Raw genomic sequence first — 19,078 nt, forward strand, 5'->3', positions numbered from 1 at the left:
TTCGGTCTCATGCCCGACGCGAAACGGCCCGATCAGCGGCGGCGCGGCCCGGCTCCCAGGCCGGGCAAGCCGGGTGCCGCCGGTCGGCCGCGTGCCGCGTCGCGCCGTGATCCGCGGGCCGTCGATCCGCGGGCGGTGGAGCCGGACGCCGACGACGCCGAGCAGCCCGTCGAGCCGGCACCGGAAAGCGTTGCCGAGTCGATCCGCAAGGCGGCCACCGAATCGCTGGACAATCAGTCCGAGCAGCGATTCGGTTCGGCCGCCCGGCGGGCGGCCATCCTGGCCGTGGTGGTGTGCGTGCTGACGCTCACCATCGCGGGGCCGGTGCGCACCTACTTCGGTCAGCGGGCCGAGATGAATCAGCTCAAAGCCGCTGAGACACAGTTACGTTCGCAGATCGAGGATCTTGAGCAGCAGAAGGTGAAACTTGCCGATCCGGTGTTCATCGCCGCCCAGGCGCGGGAACGACTGGGATTCGTCATGCCCGGCGACATCCCGTACCAGGTGCAGTTGCCGCCGTCGGCGGTCCAGCCGGTCGCTCCCGGCGCGCAGGACGCGCCGGTGAAGTCCACCGATCCCTGGTACACCTCGCTGTGGCACACCATCGCCGATGCGCCGCACGGCATTTCGCCGGTGATGACTCCGGTGCCCGACGCGCCGGCCGCGCCGCCCGCCGATGTCCCAGCGACCCCGCCCGCCGGTGGTTGAGCCGGCGGACCTGGACGCCGTCGCGCGCCAGCTCGGTCGCGAGCCGCGCGGTGTCCTGGCAATCGCCTACCGGTGCCCCAACGGTGAACCCGGGGTGGTGAAAACCGCACCCCGGCTTCCCGACGGCACCCCGTTTCCCACGCTGTATTACCTGACCCATCCCGCCCTGACCGCCGCGGCGAGCCGGCTGGAGTCCTCGGGTCTGATGCGGGAGATGACCGAACGGCTGGAAGCCGACCCCGAGCTGGCCGCGGCCTACCGCCGCGCGCACGAGTCGTTTCTGGCCGAACGCGATGCGATCGAGCCGCTGGGCACCACGTTCTCCGGCGGCGGGATGCCGGACCGGGTGAAGTGCCTGCACGTGGTGATGGCGCACGCCTTGGCCAAGGGGCCGGGCGTCAACCCGTTCGGTGACGAAGCGCTGGCGGTGCTGGCGGCCGAACCCGCGATGGCAGGCATCCTGGACCCGAAGGTGTGGACGTGAGAGTAGGCGCGGTCGACTGCGGGACGAACTCCATCCGGCTGCTCATCGCAGACGTGGTGGACGGCCGGCTGCGCGATGTGCACCGGGAGATGCGGATCGTGCGGCTCGGCGAAGGTGTGGATGCCACTGGGGAATTCGCGCCGGCCGCCCTGAGCCGTACCGAAGCCGCACTGGCCGATTACACGGCGATCATGCGCGAACACGGGGTCCAACGGGTGCGGATGGTGGCCACCTCGGCCGCCCGCGACGCCGCCAACCGGGACGAGTTCTTCGCGATGACGGCGCGTCTGCTGGGCCAGGTGGTGGCTGGGGTGGTGGCCGAGGTGATCACCGGCACCCAGGAGGCCGAGCTCTCGTTCCGCGGCGCTGTCGGCGAACTCGACGCCGCCGCAGCACCTTTCGTGGTGGTGGATCTGGGCGGTGGCTCCACCGAACTGGTGCTCGGCTCGGCGCAGGTGACCGCCAGTTACTCGGCCGACATCGGCTGCGTGCGGATCAAAGAGCGTTGCCTGCATACGGATCCACCCACCGCCGCCGAGATCGGCGAGGCGCGCGCGACGGTGCGCGAACACCTCGAGGAGGCCCTGCGCGCGGTGCCGGTCGCCCGGGCCCGCACCTGGGTGGGAGTGGCGGGCACCTTCACCACGCTGGCGGCCCTGGCGCACGGCTTGCAGACCTACGACCCGGACGTCATTCACCTGTCCCGCACCGGGTTCGGTGACCTGCTGGCGGTGTGCGACAACCTGATCCGGATCAGCGCGGCCGAGCGCGCCGCGCTGGGCCCGATGCACGAGGGCCGGGCCGACGTCATCGCCGGTGGCGCGATCGTCGTCGAGGAGCTGGCGGCCGTGCTCGGCGAGATGGCCGGGATCGACGAACTCGTGGTCAGTGAGCACGACATCCTGGACGGGATCGCGCTGTCTTGCGCGGACGCGAGCAGCGGGACAGATTTGGCTTAGCCTGGTGTCCGTGACTGCAGGGGAGGTTTCGGCGTGAGTGCGCCCGGGTCCTGGAACGGCGGAGCACCTCCGCCGGTGATTCCGCGGCCGGCACCCACTCGGCGTGGCCCGGGTGCCGGCGTCATCGTCGGCGCGGTGGTGGTCGTCGCGGCGGTCGGCGCCGCCGCCTTCGTGTTGCTCAGGCCGTCGGGGGATGCCGCTAGCCCTGCCGCGTCATCGCAGAGCGCGGTCCCGTCAGCGGCGCAGCCCACCACCAGCGAACCGGCCCGCGACCCGGAATCCCGGTTGATGCGGGCGCTGCCGGCGGGTTATCCGGCCGGCGCGTGCACCCCGGTGGCTCGGTTGGAGGGGGCGATGGCCACCGTCGCGTGCACCGCCAATGCCGATCAGGGCGGCCCGGTATCGGCCACCTACTCCCTGTTGGTGGACTCCGCGGCGTTGGAGCAGGCCGTCAAGGATCTCGCGGACACCTCGACGGTGGTGGACTGCCCGGGGCGGATCCGATCGCCGGGACCGTGGCGGCACAAGGCCTCGCCACAGGAGGTCAGCGGCACCCTGGTCTGCGGCATCCAGGGGGACAACCCGATGCTCGGGTGGACCGATATCGACAAGCAGCTGTTCAGTGTGGTGCAGGGCCGCCCAGGAAGTCCGACGCTCGACCACCTGTACGCGTGGTGGACGTCGCACTCCTGAGCGACCCTGCGGCAGTCACTCAGCCGGCGGGGGCCGGAATCACCACGGTCGTCGTGGGCGAGGCACCCGCGGGCAGCGGGGTGCCTGCGCTGCCGCCGGGGGCCGGGACGGCCTGAGCCGGTGCCGGGACGGCTGCGGCGCCGGCTTCCGGCGCGACGGCCGGGGCGGGCTGGGTACCGGCCGGAACCAGGGCGGGTGCCACTTCCCCTTCCGGCAGCGGGGTGCCGGCGCTACCGGCCGGGACCTGCGCGGGCACGGCATCGGCGGGCAGCGGGGTGCCGGCGCTACCGGCGGGGGCCGGGGTGGCGGGGGTGGCCGCGGTCGTGGCCGACGGGCTGGCGGCCGGCGGGGTGGTGGGTGCCGGCGTCGCGCCCGACGTGGTCGGGGCCGGGCTGGTCGAGGTGGCCGGCGTCGAGGTGGTGGCGGCCGGGGCCTGGCGAGAATGCGGAGCCGATCCGGTGGCGGGGCTCTGCACCGGCGCCGGCTTGAGCCAGACGATCAGCTCATCGTCGGCGTTGGCGTACACCACGCTGTCGGGGACCTGGCCCGTGACGTCGAAATAGACCTTGCCCGTGGTCTTTTCGCCTTGCGAAAGGGTGGACGGGTTCACGCCCTGCGGGGTGGCGACACCGAAGAGCGCGCGGTAGGTGTCACCGTTCTGGGCGCGGGCGTTCAGGTTCGACACGATGGGCGTGACGTTGCCCTGCAGGGCCTCGTTGGTCGCGGTGGCTTCCCACAGGGTGCCGTGCGGCTGGTAGGGGATGCTGTCGGTGCTGACTTTCAGGCCGGTGACCGTCCAGCCCTGGACGACGTCGCCGTTGGTGAGCGTGGCCTGGCTGCCCAGCTGCGAGGTGGTGGGATCGGCCGTCGCGAGGGGTGCACTGAAAGCGGCGAATGCTCCTGCAGCCGCGATGGCTGCCGATGCGAACCCGGCTGTGATGGTCGTGAACTTCACGTGTTCCACTCCTGAGTTGGCGGCGGCTCCCCCTTGGGACCGCCCTGTGAGCGAAATTAGCAGGCCCTGGGGACGCGCGGAACCGGCGGCGGAAATCAGCGGGATTCAAACGGCGCTGTGGCGCAGCGGCTTCGGCTGGGCGACCGTCCCGGCAGCAAACTACTCGGCGAGGCGGCCGGCGGCGTGACCGACCGGCAATGACGCGGATGTCACGGTCTCGCAAACCAGAACGGCGCCTTCACCGGGCTGTTGACCGGTGAAGGCGCCGCCTTGGGGGGTATCAGCGCCTGATGTTGCAGTTGGGAGGGTTACCGCAGTGGTGGCCGCCATCGCAGGCATTGCAATGACAGTTGCATCCGGATCCGGCTCGGTGGGTGACGGGCTCGACCATGCTGCTCAGCTCCTCGATGTCCGGTGTCGGACTCAGTGGAATATCAACATATGACGACTTCACAATAGTTCGGCTCGGCCCGAAAATAAAGGTCCCGATTGTCGAATTGCCTTGTCAGGCCGGGTGTTGAGGTCAACCGGCGGACCGATCCCGCTTCGCTCTGCCCGGCTAGGCGCTGTCGCGGGCCCCGAGGCGCAGATGCTCGATGTGAAACACCGCTTCATCGAGCAACTGGGCGACGTGATCGTCGTAGAGCCGATACACGATGTTGCGCCCGGATCGGTCACCGGCGACCAGTCCGAGGGTGCGCAGCAGCCGCAATTGGTTGGACACCGCGGGCTGCTCCATCCCCACTGCCGCAGACAGGTCGGTGACGGTGCACGGCGACCGGCGCAGCCGGGTGAGGATGAGCAGGCGGTTTGGCGACGCCAGGGCCTGCAGTGTTTCGGCGACCTTGACCGCCGACGCGGCGTCCAGCGACGCCGCCGGAGCGGTGCGCCCGTCGACCCCGTGTCCCATCGGTCCATTCAAGCACGGTCGCTACGACGAACTTGACATATTTAAATCTGTACATGTTTAGATGTATGGGTGATGACGGCAACGACGATGACGCGGTCGGGTGTGCGCCCCGGGCGGCGCCGCCCGGCGGTATGGACCGTGGCATCGGTGCGATGGGCCGGCCTGGCGCTGGTCCTCTTCGCCGTGGGGGCGTTGGCGCACCTCTTCGGTGCGACCGAATTCATCTGGTGGACAGTCTATCTCGCCTGCTATGCGGCTGGCGGCTGGATACCCACCCGCAACGGGCTGGCCGAACTGGGGCAGCGACGTCTCGACGTCGATCTGCTGATGATCGTGGCGGCCCTCGGCGCCGCCGCGATCGGGCAGGTCTTCGACGGTGCGCTGCTCATCGTCATCTTCGCCACCTCCGGAGCGCTCGAGGATCTGGCCACCCGCCGTACCGAGGACTCGGTGCGTGCGCTGCTGGACCTGGCCCCCGAACGGGCGGTACGGCTCGACGACGAGGGCGGTGAACACGTCGTTGCGGCCGAAGCGCTGGCCGTCGGGGACCTGATCCTGATCCGGCCGTCCGAACGGATACCGGCTGATGCGACGGTGGTGGACGGCGCCTCCGATGTCGACCAGTCCTCCATCACCGGGGAACCGGTACCCGTGCCGAAGCTGGCCGGCGCCGACGTCTTCGCAGGCACCCGCAACGGCGCGGGCGCACTGCGGGCCCGGGTGCTCCGCGATCCGGCCGACAGCGTGGTGGCCCGGATCGTCACCCTGGTCGCGGAGGCGTCGGCGACCAAGGCCAGAACGCAGCTGTTCATCGAGAAGGTCGAGCAGCGCTACTCGGTGATCGTCGTGCTGGCCACCCTGACACTGTTCACCGTCCCGCTGGCCTTCGGCGAGGACCTGCGCGCAGCACTACTGCGGGCCATGACCTTCATGATCGTCGCGTCGCCGTGCGCGGTGGTGCTGGCCACCATGCCGCCGTTGCTGTCCGCGATCGCCAATGCCGGCCGGCACGGGGTCCTGGTGAAATCGGCTGTGGCCATGGAACATCTGGCCGACGTCGATATCGTCGGCTTCGACAAGACCGGGACGCTGACATCGGGGGTGCCGCAGGTGTGCAGCATCGAGGTCATCGGGCCGTTCGCCGAGCCACAGCTGCTGCGCCTGGCCGCCGCCGCCGAGCAGTACAGCGAGCACCCGCTGGGGCGCGCGGTGACCGCAGCGGCCCGGGCGCGCGGTGTCGGTGTGCCCGCGGTGGCGAATTTCCGGGCCGTCCCCGGTCGCGGGGTGCGGGCCGACGTCGGGACGACCTCGGTGCAGGTGCTCAGTCCGGCCGCGGTGCCCGAAGAGCTTCCGGCGGTGCACCGACTCGAGGAGTCCGGCGCCACCGCGGTGGTGGTCGTCGTCGACGATGCGGTGGCCGGGGTGCTGGGGTTGCGCGACACCGTGCGTCCGGGCGCCGCCGCGGCGGTCGGTGCGCTGACGGCACTGACCTCGCGGAGCCCGGTACTGCTCACCGGTGACAATCACCGCGCCGCAGCGCATTTGGCGGCCGAGGTCGGCATCACCAGCGTGCAGGCCGATCTGCTACCGCAGGGCAAGGTCGACGCGGTACGGGGCTTGCCGGGGCGGGTGCTGGTGGTCGGTGACGGGGTGAACGACGCCCCGGCGATGGCCGCGGCGCACACCTCGATCGCCATGGGCGTCCGCGGGGCCGACCTCACCCTGCAGACCGCCGACGCCGTCACCATCGCCGACGATCTGAGCACCATCCCCGCGGTCGTGGCGCTGGCGCGGCGGGCCCGACGGATGGTGGTGGCCAACCTGGCCATCGCCGCGACCTTCATCACCGTGCTGGTGGTCTGGGACCTGTTCTGGTACTTGCCTTTACCGCTCGGTGTCGCCGGCCACGAGGGATCGACCATCCTGGTCGCGCTGAACGGGCTGCGGCTGCTGCGTCAGCGAGCCTGGCCCGGTAGCTGACGGCGCTACTGCCGCAGAATCGATTTCAGTGCGTCCAGCACGGCCGGATCCTCGATGGTGGACGGCACCGGCTCGTCGCGGCCGTCGGCGATGCCTCGCATGGTTTTGCGCAGGATCTTGCCCGACCGGGTTTTCGGCAGCGCCGGCACCACGTCGACGAGCTTGAAACTCGCCACCGCACCGATGTTCGCCCGGACGGCCTCGATGAGTTCGCCGGCCAGGCCGTCGGCCGTGGCGCCGGATTTGAGCACCACCAGCCCACGCGGCACCTGTCCCTTGATCTCGTCGGCCACCCCGATCACCGCGCATTCGGCGACCGCGGGATGCCCGGCCAGCACCGCCTCGATCGTGCCCGTCGACAATCGGTGCCCGGCGACGTTGATCACGTCATCGGTGCGTCCGACCACGAAAAGGTAACCGTCGGAATCGATATGGCCGCCGTCGCCGGTCAGATAATAGCCGGGGAACGCCGACAGGTACGACGAGACATAGCGCTCGTCGTCGCCCCAGAGGGTGGGCAACGTGCCGGGCGGCAACGGCAACCGCACGCAGATCGAGCCCTCCTCGCCCGCAGCGCATTCGGTGTTATCCGGGCGCAGCACCCGGACATCGAACCCGGGCATCGGCACCGTCGCCGAGCCGGGTTTGACCGGCAGCGCCTCGATACCCACCGGGTCGGCGGCGATCGCCCAGCCGGTCTCGGTCTGCCACCAGTGGTCGATGACGGGGATACCGAGCTTTTCGGTGGCCCACTGCAAGGTGGCCGCATCCAGGCGCTCGCCGGCCTGGAACAGGTACCGCAGACCGGACACGTCGTGATCGGCCAGCAGCAGCGCGTCGGGGTCCTCCTTCTTGATGGCCCGGATCGCCGTCGGCGCGGTGAACAGCACCTTCACCCCGTGCTGGGCCACCACCCGCCAGTACGCCCCGGCGTCCGGCGTGCCGACCGGCTTGCCTTCGTAGAGCACCGTGGTGGCGCCCAGCAGCAGGGGCGCGTAGACGATGTAGGAGTGCCCGACCACCCAGCCGACATCGGAGGCGGCCCAGTACACATCGCCGGGTTGGGTGTCGTAGATGTGGCGCATCGACCACAACAGTGCGACCGCGTGCCCGCCGTTGTCGCGGACGATGCCCTTGGGCTTGCCGGTGGTGCCCGAGGTGTAGAGCACGTAGAGCGGATCGGTGGCCGCGACGGGCACCGGGTCGACCGGTTGTGCGGTGGACATCGCCTCGGCCCAGTCCACATCGCGGCCGGCCATCAGCGTGCACGGAGACTGTTCACGTTGCAGGATCACGCATTTGGGAGTGTCGTGGGCGGCCATCTGCAGTGCGGCGTCCAGCATCGGCTTGTACTCGACGATGCGCGCCGGCTCGACCCCGCAGGACGCCGACACCACCACGGCCGGCCGGGCGTCGTCGATCCGGGCGGCCAGCTCATGGGCGGCGAACCCGCCGAACACCACCGAATGCACCGCGCCGAGCCGGGCGCAGGCCAGCATGGCGATCACCGCTTCGGGCACCATCGGCAGGTAGATGACCACCCGGTCGCCCTTGCCGACCCCCAGCCCGCGCAGCACGCCGGCGAATCGCGCTGTCAGGTCGTGCAATTCGCGGTAGGTGTAGGTGCGCACGGTGGCGGTGACGGGGGAGTCGTAGATCAGCGCGGCCTGGTCGCCGCGGTCGTCCAGGTGCCGGTCCAGGGCGTTGGCGCAGGTGTTGAGTTCGCCGTCGGGAAACCAGCGGTAGAACGGCGGATTGCTGTCGTCGAGGACCTGTCGCGGTGCGCGGGTCCAGCTGACCGCTTTGGCGGCGTCGGCCCAAAACGCGGCCGGGTCGGAGATGCTGGTCTCGAAGAGCTCGCGATAACCGGACATACCGCAGAACCGTAGCGCGAATGATTCGGCTACGGGCCCACTCGGACGGGCGCCTCAGGCGGAGGTGCGCACCAGCTCGATGACGGGAATCACCCGGGTGGTGTTGCGTTGGTAGTCGCCGAACTGGGGCTCCACCGCGACCTGCTTGGCGTAGACGTCGTCGCGTTCTGCGCCGTCGAGGACGCGGGCGGTGACGGCAAACCGATCCGTGCCCAGTTCCACCACGGTGTCGGGGTTGGCGACCAGGTTGTGATACCAATCCGGGTTGGTGTCGGCGCCGCCCTTGCTGGCGAAGATGAAGATGCGGTCGTCGTCGAGCAACGGCACCAGCGGCGCGATGCGCTCGGTCCCGGACTTGGCGCCGACATGGTGCACGAGTACCAGGGGTTTGCCTTCGAAGATGCCGCCCGCTTTACCGCCGGATGCCCGGAACTCCTCGATGACTTGACGGTTCATCTCGTTGAAATCGATACCTTCGGTCATGGCTCCAGCCTAGTCGGCCAAGCTGGGCTGCGGCAGATCCGACCAGTGTGCCGGCCGCAGACCTTCGATCGCCTTCTCGGTGTACACCCGGAAGCCGAGTTCTGGCTTGTAACCGTGGATCTCGGGGGTGTCCAGCTCGCGCAGGAAGGTCAGGATCTCCTGGCTGAACACCTGGCCGGGCACCAGCACCGGGAATCCCGGCGGATACGGCGTCACGAACGTCGCGGACACCACCTGCACGCCGGCGTCGATCTTGTCGAAGATCTCGTCGGTGGCCAGGTATTCGCAATTGGTGTCGTCGTAGGACAGGTAGAAGGCGCGGCGCACATCACCTTCGGGAGTCTGCGTACCGTCCCGGAACACCGGGTGGAAACCGCTGAAGTTGGGCAGCGATGCCGCGTTCGTCGTCAACCGGCGCACCGTCTGCTCGAACCGGGCCCGTTCACCCAGGCCCATCTCCGAGACCGACTCCTCCAGTTCGGCCGCGATCTTGACCAGCACCTCCACCAGGTAGGCCACCGAGCTGCGGGTGGTGCCGATATTGGTCATGAACAGCACGGTGTTGCGGGAGGTCTTGTTGATCTGCACGCCGTGCCGGTCCATCAGCTGTTCGCGTTTGAAATGGTCGCCGTCGTAGCCGGTGCGACCGATGGCCAGCGTGATGCGCGAGGGGTCCAGCACGAATTCATCGCAATCCCACACCGCCGTCATGCTTTTCAGGCCGGACCGCAGCGGCTGGGCGATGCCGGAGGGCCGGAACTGCTGCGGGATCAGATCGGAGGTGCGCAGGCAGGACATGTACTTGCGCAGCAGCGGGTGGTTGTCGATGGCGTCGCGCAGCTGCATGGCGTTCTCGATCTGGCGCTGCACCAGTTCGACCCCTTCCAGGGCCACCTGGCGCCGGCCCAGATCCAGTGAGGCCAGGATCTGGTAGTTCGGCGACGTCGAGGTGTGCGCCATGTAGGCCTCGTGGAAGGCCTCGGACACCTTCTGCTCGAAGTCCTGGTCGAAGACGTGGATCATCGAGCCCTGCCGCAGCGAGGTGAGCGTCTTGTGGGTGGACTGGGTGGCGTACACCCGGACTCGTGCCTCGGCGGGGTCGGGCCGCAGCCGGCGGTTCAGCAGATCGTCGTCGGACAGCGGGCCTTCGTTGGTCAGCTGCTCGGTGTAGGCCGCGCGATAGTCGGGGTCGGCCAGCTTGTCGCGCAGCGTGCGGGCGGCCGCCATCGCGGTGCGCTTGCGGTACACGGGATGGAAGCGGGCGAACGCGAACCAGGCTTCGTCCCACAGGAAGACGAGGTCGGGTTTGATCGCCAGGCATTCCTCCATCACCCGTTCGGTGTCGTAGACGATGCCGTCGAAGGTGCAGTTGGTCAGCGAGACCATCTTGACCCGGTCCAGCTTGCCGGCGGCCTTGAGCGCCAACAGCTTTGATTTGATCTCCCGCAGCGGCACCGCCCCGTACATGGTGTACTCGGCCAGTGGGTAGGCCTCCAGGTAGACCACGTTGGCGCCGGCCATCATCATGCCGTAGTGGTGGCTCTGGTGGCAGTTGCGGTCCAGCAGCACGATATCGCCGGGGGCGACCAGGGATTGCGTGACGATCTTGTTGGCCGTCGAGGTGCCGTTGGTGACGAAGAAGGTGTGCTTGCTGCCGTAGGCCTGCGCCGCCAGCTGCTGGGACTCGCGCAGCGGGCCGGTGGGTTCCAGCAGCGAATCCAGACCGCCACAGGTCGCCGACGTCTCGGCCATGAACACGTCCAGCCCGTAGAAGCCGACCATGTCCTTGATCCAGTGTGAGTTGACGATCGACTTGCCCTGGCTGATCGGCAGCGCGTGGAAGACCCCGGTGGGCCGATGACTGTACTGCTTGAGCGCGCTGAAGAACGGGGTGCGGTAACGGGCCGCGACGCCCTGCAGGATCGACAGGTGCAGTTCCAGCACACCCTCGCGGGCGTGGAACACCCGGCGGAAAGACTGCCCGAGCCGGCCGGCGATGTCCTCCACCTCGATCTCGGTCATCAGGAACAGGTCGAGCTCGGGACGCAATTCGTGCAGCGACTTGGCCAAGATCGCGGCCCGCTCGTCGGGGGATTTGTGGTCGTCGAGATCGTGGGACAGCTTGTGGTCGATGAACTCTGACAGTGAGCTCAGGTCGCGGGTGGACTGGTGGCTGAAGCGGCGGCGGATGACGACGGCCTGCAGGTTGACGTTGAGCCGCGCGGCGATCAGCGCCTCGTCGCCGCTGCCGACCACCACCAGCTCGTAGACGAACTCGTCATCGGGGCGGCGCCAGCTGCGCACCTCCTTGCGCAGCGCGCGCTCCTGGGCCTCGGTCATCTTCTCCACGACCAGCACCTCGAAGTACAGCTGCTCGCGCCGGTTGGCGGGCTGGCTCTCCAGGGTGCGCGGGTCGGCCGGGAACAGGTCGGCGGTGTCGTCGGCGCCGGCGGTGTCGACGTCGCCGGTGCGGTAGGACTCGGTGGTCAGCGCCCGGTTGATGCGGGCGACCGCGTGCGCGAACTTGTCGTAGGTGCCGCCGTTGAATAGCCGCTGGACCTTGGCGAACTGGGGTGAGCCGGGGAAGGCCCAGTACGGCTCGAGTGGGGTCAGGTTGGTCAGCAGGTCGTGGCAGATGGCCACGTATTCGTCCTTGAGATCCCCGGTCGTGCTGGGCCGGGTGAGCCGGTCGGCGGCCTCTTCGAGGCGGCACCAGGCGTCGCCGCGGAACTGCCAGACACTGTTGTACGCGCGCGAGTTGTCCACGGCTAGAGCGTGTACCGGTAGTGGCGACGAGCGGGTGAGCGCCGAACGAACGCTTCGCGGCAATCGGGTGGACGGGTGCTTACCGGCAGCTGTGGGTGGTCTGCCCGAGAACGACCGCACGGCCCCCGGTGTGTCACCGAGGGCCGTGCAGTGCAGTGTTCGTCAGGCCGTGATGGTGGTCTGCTCGTCGATGATGTCGGTGGCGGCGCCGAGTGCGTCGGCCTCGGACTCATCGGCATAAGCGTTGAGCTGCAACACATACAGCCCGTCGTTGGCCGGGATGACCACCGTCTTCTGGGCGATGACGCCCTGCTTGCCGTCGACGTTGTAGTTGCCCCCGAGCTGGAAAGCCTCATACCCGCCGAGGGTCGAGGAGGCGCCCTCGTTCAGTGGTTTCCAGCCCGGCAGGTTCTCCAGCTCGCCCGGGGCGTACGCGATGATCTCCTTGGGATCGACGTTTCCGGTGAGCTTGGACAGCAACGCCAGGATGCGCGGCGGGTTGTCGGGCACCTTGCTGCCGGTGTAGACGATCGCGCCGTACGGAGCTTCGGGCAGCTCGTCGGTGGGCTCCCAGCCCTCCGGAACCGGCAGGTCGATCGACGGGCCGGGATCGCCGCGCTTGATCGACGTTTCGACGATGCCGTTCTCCTTGATGTAATCCATGATCGTCTTGTTGGCTTCGGGTGTGGACGCCGTCGTCTTCGGTGTCGAGGAAGCCTTGGAGCTGCTGCTGCTCGTGCTCTTGGATGAGCTGCTGCTGGCCGGTGCGGACTTGGTGTCGGAACCGCAGCCGACGGCGCCGAACAGGCCCAGCGCGACGACGGCCGCAGCCCCGGCAGCACGGATCGTGAAGTGTGTCATGGCGGGCACCGTAATCAGCCGCGGTTGGAATCCGATTGGAACGGTCACGGGTCGTCGTCCCCGAGGAGTTCTTCGGGGTGGAAGTGGTGGTTGGTTCGGTCTTGGCCGGTGTCCAGTAGCGGGGGTGGGTGCCATTGGGCGCGGCCGGTGGTGGGGTTGATGGTGGTGCGCCAACCGGTTTGGTAGGCCAGGCGGTTGTCGGGTCCGCAGCCCAAGACGATGGTGTCGGCGTTGGTGCGGCCGCCGGCGGTCCAGTCCAGGTCGGCGTGGTGGGCCTGGCAGCGGTCGGCGGGGGCGAAGCAGCCCGGGCGGGTGCAGCCGCGGTCGCGGGCGATCGCCACCAGCCGTTGAGCGGTGGAGGCCAGGCGTTTGGTGCGCCCCAGATACAGCGGCTCGGCGCGGTGATGGGCGAACAGCAGAAAGTAGTGGTGGGCGTGGGCGGCCATCCGGATCAGGTCGGGGATCGAAATCTTCACTCCGCTGCCGGTGCGGGCCACCCCGGCGCGGGCTTCCAGCTCGGCCAGCGTCGTACTGATCACCACGGTGACCGGCAACCCGCCGTGCTGGCCGAGTTTCTTGGACATCAGGATGTCCCGGCACAGGGTTTTGAAGGCGTCGTGGCTGCGCCGGGCCGGTGACCGGGTATCGCGGGCGGCGGCCTGGGCCAGGCGTTGTTCGGCGTCGAGCTCTTCGGCAGCACCGGGGTCCAGCGGATTGGGGGTGGGGTTAGGGATCGGTTCGGTATCGGCCGGGTTGTTGACCCCTGGAGCGGCCCACACCGATTCGATGGTCTTCCAATACGCCGCGGTTTCGGCGTCGATATGGCCGCTGACCCGGTAGTTGCCGTCGGCATCTTGAGGTCCCAGGCGCAGGCCTGGTGGGTGGGCGGGGTAGTCGGGGCCCGGACCGTCCTGGTTGAGCAGATACAGCAGATCCACCCCGGCGGCTGTGACCGTTTCGGGCGGATTGCCCGCCGCGATGGGGACCAATTGCTGCTCGATCCGCGCGCGTTGCGGCGCGGTGGTGTAGTTCTGGGCTTTGCGCAGCACATCGCGGATCGCCGCGACGTGTTCGAGGTTGATGGTCCCGGCGGCCAGCGCCCTGGCGCAGGCCGGCAGTACCGGCTCCAGGACTTCCCCGCCGATGATGTGGCGCGGCCCGAGATCTTCGGCGTCTTTGACCCGCGCTTTGGCTTGGACCTGACTGATCCCCAACCTCAACGCCAAAATGTCGGCCCAGGACTTGCCGCCGACCTCCTTAGCGGTGGCCCGGGCCTGCACTGCGGCCAGGATCCGGTGATCGACACCGGCACCGATACGGGTGCAGTGCTCACGCTCGGACTGCAGGTTCAGCAACTCGGCGGTATCGAACGCCGTGAAATCAACGGTGGTCAGCTTCTCGCACGCGGCACGGTACTCGGCCAGCGCAGCCAAGACTGCCTCCCGATCCACCACCGCACTCGCTGACATGTTCGAAAGACTACGCCCGACCACCGACAGAACCCGACGTTATCCACAGTCGCCGATTCATCCACAGATCCACGCGGACAACACCTTTCGTGCCGGAAAATGAGTAGACTGCGCGTGCGAGAATGAGGTGTGACCGATGACTGGCGCGCAATAAATCTGGCGAACTGGGAATCCCGGGTGCCGCTGCACACCGGGCCCGGTGGATACCACCTCGCCGGGTTCGACGACCCGGACCATCTCTCCGGCGTCGTCCGCTACGACCTGCCACGACTGGGCCGGCTCGACGGCCTTGACGTGGTGCACCTGCAGTGCCACATCGGCACCGACACGGTGTCACTGGCCCGGCTGGGCGCTCGGTCGGTGACCGGGATCGATTTTTCTCCGGGAGCGCTCAAGGCCGCCCGCGAACTCGCCGTGCGGGCAAAGGCGACAGTCGAGTTCATCCAATCCGACGTCTACGACGCACAAGGCGAGTTCGATCTGGTCTACACCGGGATCGGCGCCTTGCCCTGGCTGCCCGATATCGGCAGATGGGCGCAGACGGTAGCGGGTTTGTTGCGCCCCGGCGGACGACTGTTCATGCGCGAAGGGCACCCGATGCTCGACACCATCTGCGATCCACGTCCGGACGGCCTCCTGGTCGTCGAATTTCCGTACTTCGAAACCGACGGTCTGATGTTTGTGCAGACCGAGAGTTACGCCGGATCGGGTGAGGTCGCCGCCCCGGCCTCGATCAGCTTCAATCACGGCCTGGGCGAGATCTTCACCGCGCTCACCTCCGCGGGGCTCACCGTCACCGCGCTCGAGGAGCACCGCGAGGTGCCGTGGAATGCGTTGGGCGAAGCCATGATCCCCAGCCCGGATTTCGTCGAAGAGTACGTACTGGCCGAAGGCTCGGAACGGGTGCCACTCACGTTCACCATCCAGGCGGTCAAACCTGGAATCGATAACCCATCCCGGCCTCGGTGAGCAGGTGCTTGGGCTGTGACGGGTTGGCCTCCAACTTGCGCCGCAACTGGGCCAGATACACCCGCAGATAATGGGTTTCGGTGGCGTACGCGGGGCCCCACACCTCTTTGAGCAACTCCTCGCGACCCACCAGCTTGCCGCGGTTGCGCACCAGCATCTCCAACATGCCCCATTCGGTCGGGGTGAGGTGCACCTCGGCGCCATCCTTGGTGACCTTCTTGGCCGCCAGATCCACGGTGAACGAGTCGGTTTCGACCACCGGCTCGTCCACCTCGACCTTGGCGCCGCGGCGCACCGCGGCCCGCAGCCGGGCCAGGAACTCGTCCATGCCGAACGGTTTGGTCACGTAATCGTCGGCGCCGGCGTCCAGTGCCTCGACCTTGTCCAGCGAGTCGGTGCGCGCCGAGAGCACGATCACCGGTGCGCTCAACCAGCCACGCAATCCTTCCAGCACCTCGATGCCGGACATGTCGGGCAGGCCCAGATCCAGGATCACCACATCGGGGCGGTGGTCGGCCGCCTCGCGCAGCGCCTCGGCGCCGGTCGCCGCGGTGAACACCTCGTACCCGCGCACCGACAGGTTGATCCGCAGGGCCCGCAGGATCTGCTTTTCGTCGTCGATCACCAGCACCCGGGTCATCGCTCGCCCGCCGCCAATTCGACCACGACGGTCAGCCCGCCGCCCGGGGTGTCGGTGGCGGTGACGGTGCCGCCCATCGCCTCCACGAAACCGCGTGCCACCGAAAGGCCCAGTCCCACACCGGTGGAATTGTCCCGGTCGCCCAGGCGCTGGAACGGCGCGAAAAGTTGCTCCTCGGCGCCGCGGGGCAGTCCCGGTCCCTCGTCGATCACGTTGATCAGCACCCGCTGCCCGACGCGTCCGGCGTTCACCCGCACCACACTGTCGGGGGCGTAGCGGACCGCGTTGTCCACCAGATTGGCCAACACGCGTTCCAGCAGGCCCGGGTCGGCCAGCGCCACGGTGTCACCCACGTCGATCTTCACCCGGTCGAATCCGGAACGCCCCCAGGGTGTCCCGATGATCGCCCGGTGCGCCACCTCGTCCAGGTACACCTGCCGCAGCGCGGGATGCACCACACCGGCGGCCAGCCGGGACGAGTCCAGCAGGTTACCCACCAGCGCGGTGAGCTGGTCGACCGATTCCTCGATGGTTTCCAGCAGTTCGGCGGTGTCCTCGGGGGAGAAGTCGACATCCTCGGCGCGCAGGCTGGACACCGCGGCCTTGGCGCCGGCGAGCGGGGTGCGCAGATCATGGCTGACCGCCGTCAGCAGGGACCGGCGCAGCTCGTCGGCGCGTTCGATCGCCTCGGCGCGGCCGGCGTTTTCGGTGAGCTCGCGTTGGCGCACCAGTCCGGCGGCCTGGGTGGCCACCGCGGTCAGCACCCGGCGATCCCGGGCGGCCAGCCGGTGTCCGCGCATCAGCATCCAGAATTCTTCGTCGCCGACCTCGATGGCGGTGTCGGCCGTTTCGACGGTGACGCACGGGTCGTCGCCGACGCAGCCGACGATGTCCTCGCCGCGCAGCACACTGACCGAGCGCTGGCTGTAGGTTTCGCGGACCCGCTCCAGCAGCGCATCCAGGTCGGCTCCGCGCAGCACCGACCCGGCGAACAGTGCGAGCAGTTCGGCCTCCCGGGAAGCGCGGCGCGCCTCGCGGGTGCGCTTGGCCGCCCCGTCGACCAGGACGGCCACCGCCACGGCGACCATGAACAGCACCAGAATGGTGACGGCACTGTCGGGTTGGGCGATGGTGAAGCTGTACCGCGGCTCGACCAGGAAATAGTTGAGCAGCAGCCCGGACAGCACCGCCGACAGGGCCGCCGGGGCCACCCCGCCGAGCAGGGCCACCAGCAGCACCCCGACGAAGAACAGCGCGCTCTCACCGGCGATACCGAGGAAGCGGTCCAGCACCAGGGCGGTCACCGCGCAGATCGCCGACGGCACCACCACCGCCGCGAGCCACGATGTCAGGCGCCGTTCCCGCGGGGTGAAGCCGCGCCAGCTGTGCTTGGTCTCGCCATGGGTGACCATGTGGACGTCGATCTTGCCCGAGTGCTGCACGGTCGCCGCGCCGATGCCCTCGTCGAAGATCCGGGCCCAGCGGGATCGGCGCGAGGTGCCGAGCACCAGTTGGGTGGCATTCATCTCGCGGGCGAAATCGAGCAGGGCGGACGGAACATCTTCGCCGACAACGGTGTGCAGGGTGGCGCCCAGGCTGGTGGCCAGCTCGCGGACCTTACCCATCTGCGGTGCGGCGACCCCGGACAGGCCGTCACCGCGCACCACGTGCACGATCATCAGCTCGGCACTGGACCGCGACGCGATCCGAAAGGCCCGGCGCACCAGCGTTTCCGACTCCGCGCCGCCGGTGACCGCGACGACGACGCGCTCGCGTGCCTCCCAGGTGTCGGTGATCTTGTTCTCGGCCCGGTACTTCGCCAGCGCCGCGTCGACCTGATCGGCCAGCCACAGCAGCGCCAATTCCCGCAATGCGGTGAGGTTCCCGCGCCGGAAGTAATTCGACAGGGCCGCGTCGACCTTTTCCGGGGCGTAGACGTTGCCGTGGGAGAGTCTGCGCTGCAACGCTTCCGGGGTGATGTCGACCAGTTCGATCTGATCGGCCTGCCGGACGATCTCGTCGGGCACGGTCTCCTGTTGTTCGATCCCGGTGATCTGGGCGACGACGTCGTTGAGGCTCTCCAGATGCTGCACGTTGACCGTCGAGATGACGGTGATCCCGGCGTCGAGTAGCTGCTGCACGTCCTGCCACCGTTTGGGGTGGACGCTGCCCGGGGTGTTGGTGTGGGCCAGTTCGTCGACCAGCACCACCTGTGGCTTGCGGGCCAACACCGCGTCGACGTCGAGCTCGGCGAACCGCGAACCCCGGTAGTCGAGGTAGCGGGGCGGGATGATCTCGATACCGTCGAGCAGTTCGGCGGTTTTGGGGCGGCCGTGGGTTTCCACCACGGCCGCCACCAGGTCGGTGCCGCGTTCCAGCCGTCGGCGCGCCTCACCCAGCATCGCGAACGTCTTGCCGACCCCGGGTGCGGCGCCCAGATAGATGCGGAGCTCACCCCGCTTGGCAGACGTCACATGCCCATCATCCACCCAGTTGATCCAATGCCAGGTTGAGCTTGAGCACATTGACCCGCGGTTCGCCGAGGAAGCCCAGCGCGCGCCCGTCGGTGTTGGCAGCCACCAGGTCACGCACGGGCTGTTCGGCGAGGCCACGGGCCCGCGCGACGCGGGGGACCTGCAGCTCGGCGTAGGCCGGTGAGATGTCGGGGTCCAGGCCACTGCCGCTGGCGGTCACCGCATCCGCGGGAACCTGCGGGTCGGTGGCGGCGCCGTGGATCGGCACCAGCTGGCCCAGGCTGTAGTCGCCGTCGGGCTGGGCACACTGCACCCGGATACCGTCGTACACCGAGACGAACGGAGCGGCCGGGCACACCTCGTTGACGCTGATCACCTGAGTCGGCGTGGTGACGGCGCCGCGGGCATCACGCGGGCCCAGCACGGCCAGCACGGCGCCCACCCCGCCGCCGGTGCAGAACGGCCGGGCGCCGTCGACGTGGTCGAGGGCGGCGATATCGGCGCTGCGGGTGCACACCTGGGTGAGCAGGCTGGGTTTGTCCGGTTGGTCGACGATGTTCTCCGGGCCCAGATTGCTCGCCCCGGAGGCCATCGGGTCATAACCACCTGGCCGGCTCTGGAAATACCTAGGCAGCGGCTTGCCGTCGGCGTCGGCGAACGACTGCCCGATCAGGCTGCTGCCCACCGGCTTTCCGTTGACTTGCACGATGGAACCGTCGGCCTTTCCGGACAGGCCGGGCAGCTGGGCGACCGTCCAGATCAACAGCGGGTAGGCCCCGCCGAGGATGACGGTGAGCACCAGCAGCGCGCGCACCGCGGCCCAGTGCTGGCGGACGATATTGGAGAACTTCAT

General features: G+C 68.7%; 16 protein-coding genes. 6 read left to right on the forward strand and 10 right to left on the reverse strand.

The genetic code is table 11. The annotated features are described in order from the left end of the window. Window positions 1-9 precede the first annotated feature (9 nt). From ACXPWS_RS05720 to ACXPWS_RS05735, 4 genes are read left to right on the forward strand one after another with little or no spacing between them, the layout of a single operon-like run. Window positions 10-708 (forward strand): FtsB family cell division protein, encoded by a 699-nt coding sequence (locus ACXPWS_RS05720; protein WP_458711514.1) that lies wholly within the window; start codon window positions 10-12, stop codon window positions 706-708. Then, window positions 701-1,192: a DUF501 domain-containing protein gene (locus tag ACXPWS_RS05725; RefSeq protein ID WP_458711515.1), complete on the forward strand. Its 492-nt coding sequence runs from the start codon at window positions 701-703 to the stop codon at window positions 1,190-1,192. Before ACXPWS_RS05720 ends, ACXPWS_RS05725 begins: the two co-directional genes overlap by 8 nt. Further along, on the forward strand, window positions 1,183-2,151 hold the full coding sequence (locus tag ACXPWS_RS05730) for a Ppx/GppA phosphatase family protein (protein WP_458711516.1): 969 nt from the start codon (window positions 1,183-1,185) through the stop codon (window positions 2,149-2,151). Before ACXPWS_RS05725 ends, ACXPWS_RS05730 begins: the two co-directional genes overlap by 10 nt. A 33-nt stretch (window positions 2,152-2,184) precedes the next feature. Then, complete coding sequence (locus tag ACXPWS_RS05735; RefSeq protein WP_458711517.1) at window positions 2,185-2,844, forward strand: hypothetical protein; 660 nt, start codon at window positions 2,185-2,187, stop codon at window positions 2,842-2,844. Window positions 2,845-2,863: 19 nt separating this feature from the next. On the opposite strand, the gene ACXPWS_RS05740 is transcribed toward ACXPWS_RS05735, so the two are convergent. Both ACXPWS_RS05740 and ACXPWS_RS05745 read right to left on the reverse strand, forming a co-directional pair. After that, window positions 2,864-3,799 carry an MPT63 family protein gene (locus ACXPWS_RS05740; RefSeq protein ID WP_458711518.1) on the reverse strand — a complete coding sequence of 312 codons (936 nt, stop codon included), beginning with the start codon at window positions 3,797-3,799 and terminating at the stop codon, window positions 2,864-2,866. Between the two features lie 559 nt (window positions 3,800-4,358). Beyond that, window positions 4,359-4,709: an ArsR/SmtB family transcription factor gene (locus tag ACXPWS_RS05745; RefSeq protein WP_458711519.1), complete on the reverse strand. Its 351-nt coding sequence runs from the start codon at window positions 4,707-4,709 to the stop codon at window positions 4,359-4,361. Between the two features lie 72 nt (window positions 4,710-4,781). Between ACXPWS_RS05745 and ACXPWS_RS05750 the strand changes: the two genes are divergently transcribed. Continuing rightward, window positions 4,782-6,689, forward strand: a complete 1,908-nt coding sequence (locus tag ACXPWS_RS05750; RefSeq protein ID WP_458711520.1) for a heavy metal translocating P-type ATPase — start codon at window positions 4,782-4,784, stop codon at window positions 6,687-6,689. Between the two features lie 5 nt (window positions 6,690-6,694). Here ACXPWS_RS05750 and ACXPWS_RS05755 read toward each other — a convergent pair whose 3' ends face one another. The 5 genes from ACXPWS_RS05755 to ACXPWS_RS05775 all read right to left on the reverse strand — a co-directional run bounded on the left by ACXPWS_RS05755 (window position 6,695) and on the right by ACXPWS_RS05775 (window position 14,142). Beyond that, window positions 6,695-8,563, reverse strand: a complete 1,869-nt coding sequence (locus ACXPWS_RS05755) for a propionyl-CoA synthetase (protein WP_458711521.1) — start codon at window positions 8,561-8,563, stop codon at window positions 6,695-6,697. 54 nt (window positions 8,564-8,617) lie between these two features. After that, window positions 8,618-9,046: a nitroreductase family deazaflavin-dependent oxidoreductase gene (locus ACXPWS_RS05760; protein ID WP_458711522.1), complete on the reverse strand. Its 429-nt coding sequence runs from the start codon at window positions 9,044-9,046 to the stop codon at window positions 8,618-8,620. A gap of 9 nt (window positions 9,047-9,055) precedes the next feature. Then, window positions 9,056-11,812: an aminotransferase class I/II-fold pyridoxal phosphate-dependent enzyme gene (locus ACXPWS_RS05765; RefSeq protein WP_458711523.1), complete on the reverse strand. Its 2,757-nt coding sequence runs from the start codon at window positions 11,810-11,812 to the stop codon at window positions 9,056-9,058. 162 nt (window positions 11,813-11,974) lie between these two features. Next, window positions 11,975-12,673: an envelope biogenesis lipoprotein LpqN gene (gene lpqN, locus ACXPWS_RS05770; RefSeq protein ID WP_458711524.1), complete on the reverse strand. Its 699-nt coding sequence runs from the start codon at window positions 12,671-12,673 to the stop codon at window positions 11,975-11,977. A 44-nt stretch (window positions 12,674-12,717) separates the two neighbouring features. Next, window positions 12,718-14,142 (reverse strand): HNH endonuclease signature motif containing protein, encoded by a 1,425-nt coding sequence (locus tag ACXPWS_RS05775; protein ID WP_458711525.1) that lies wholly within the window; start codon window positions 14,140-14,142, stop codon window positions 12,718-12,720. A gap of 129 nt (window positions 14,143-14,271) precedes the next feature. Between ACXPWS_RS05775 and ACXPWS_RS05780 the strand changes: the two genes are divergently transcribed. Continuing rightward, window positions 14,272-15,111, forward strand: a complete 840-nt coding sequence (locus ACXPWS_RS05780) for a class I SAM-dependent methyltransferase (protein ID WP_458711526.1) — start codon at window positions 14,272-14,274, stop codon at window positions 15,109-15,111. Here ACXPWS_RS05780 and ACXPWS_RS05785 read toward each other — a convergent pair. The 3 genes from ACXPWS_RS05785 to ACXPWS_RS05795 are packed head-to-tail and all read right to left on the reverse strand — an operon-like array spanning window position 15,074 to window position 19,078. Further along, on the reverse strand, window positions 15,074-15,751 hold the full coding sequence (locus ACXPWS_RS05785) for a response regulator (RefSeq protein WP_458711527.1): 678 nt from the start codon (window positions 15,749-15,751) through the stop codon (window positions 15,074-15,076). The two genes, ACXPWS_RS05780 and ACXPWS_RS05785, sit on opposite strands and share 38 nt — an antisense overlap. Next, on the reverse strand, window positions 15,748-18,276 hold the full coding sequence (locus tag ACXPWS_RS05790) for a DUF4118 domain-containing protein (RefSeq protein WP_458711528.1): 2,529 nt from the start codon (window positions 18,274-18,276) through the stop codon (window positions 15,748-15,750). Before ACXPWS_RS05790 ends, ACXPWS_RS05785 begins: the two co-directional genes overlap by 4 nt. Further along, window positions 18,233-19,078 (reverse strand): potassium-transporting ATPase subunit C, encoded by an 846-nt coding sequence (locus tag ACXPWS_RS05795; protein ID WP_458711529.1) that lies wholly within the window; start codon window positions 19,076-19,078, stop codon window positions 18,233-18,235. Before ACXPWS_RS05795 ends, ACXPWS_RS05790 begins: the two co-directional genes overlap by 44 nt.

The sequence above is a fragment of the Mycobacterium sp. BMJ-28 genome, assembly GCF_054404835.1.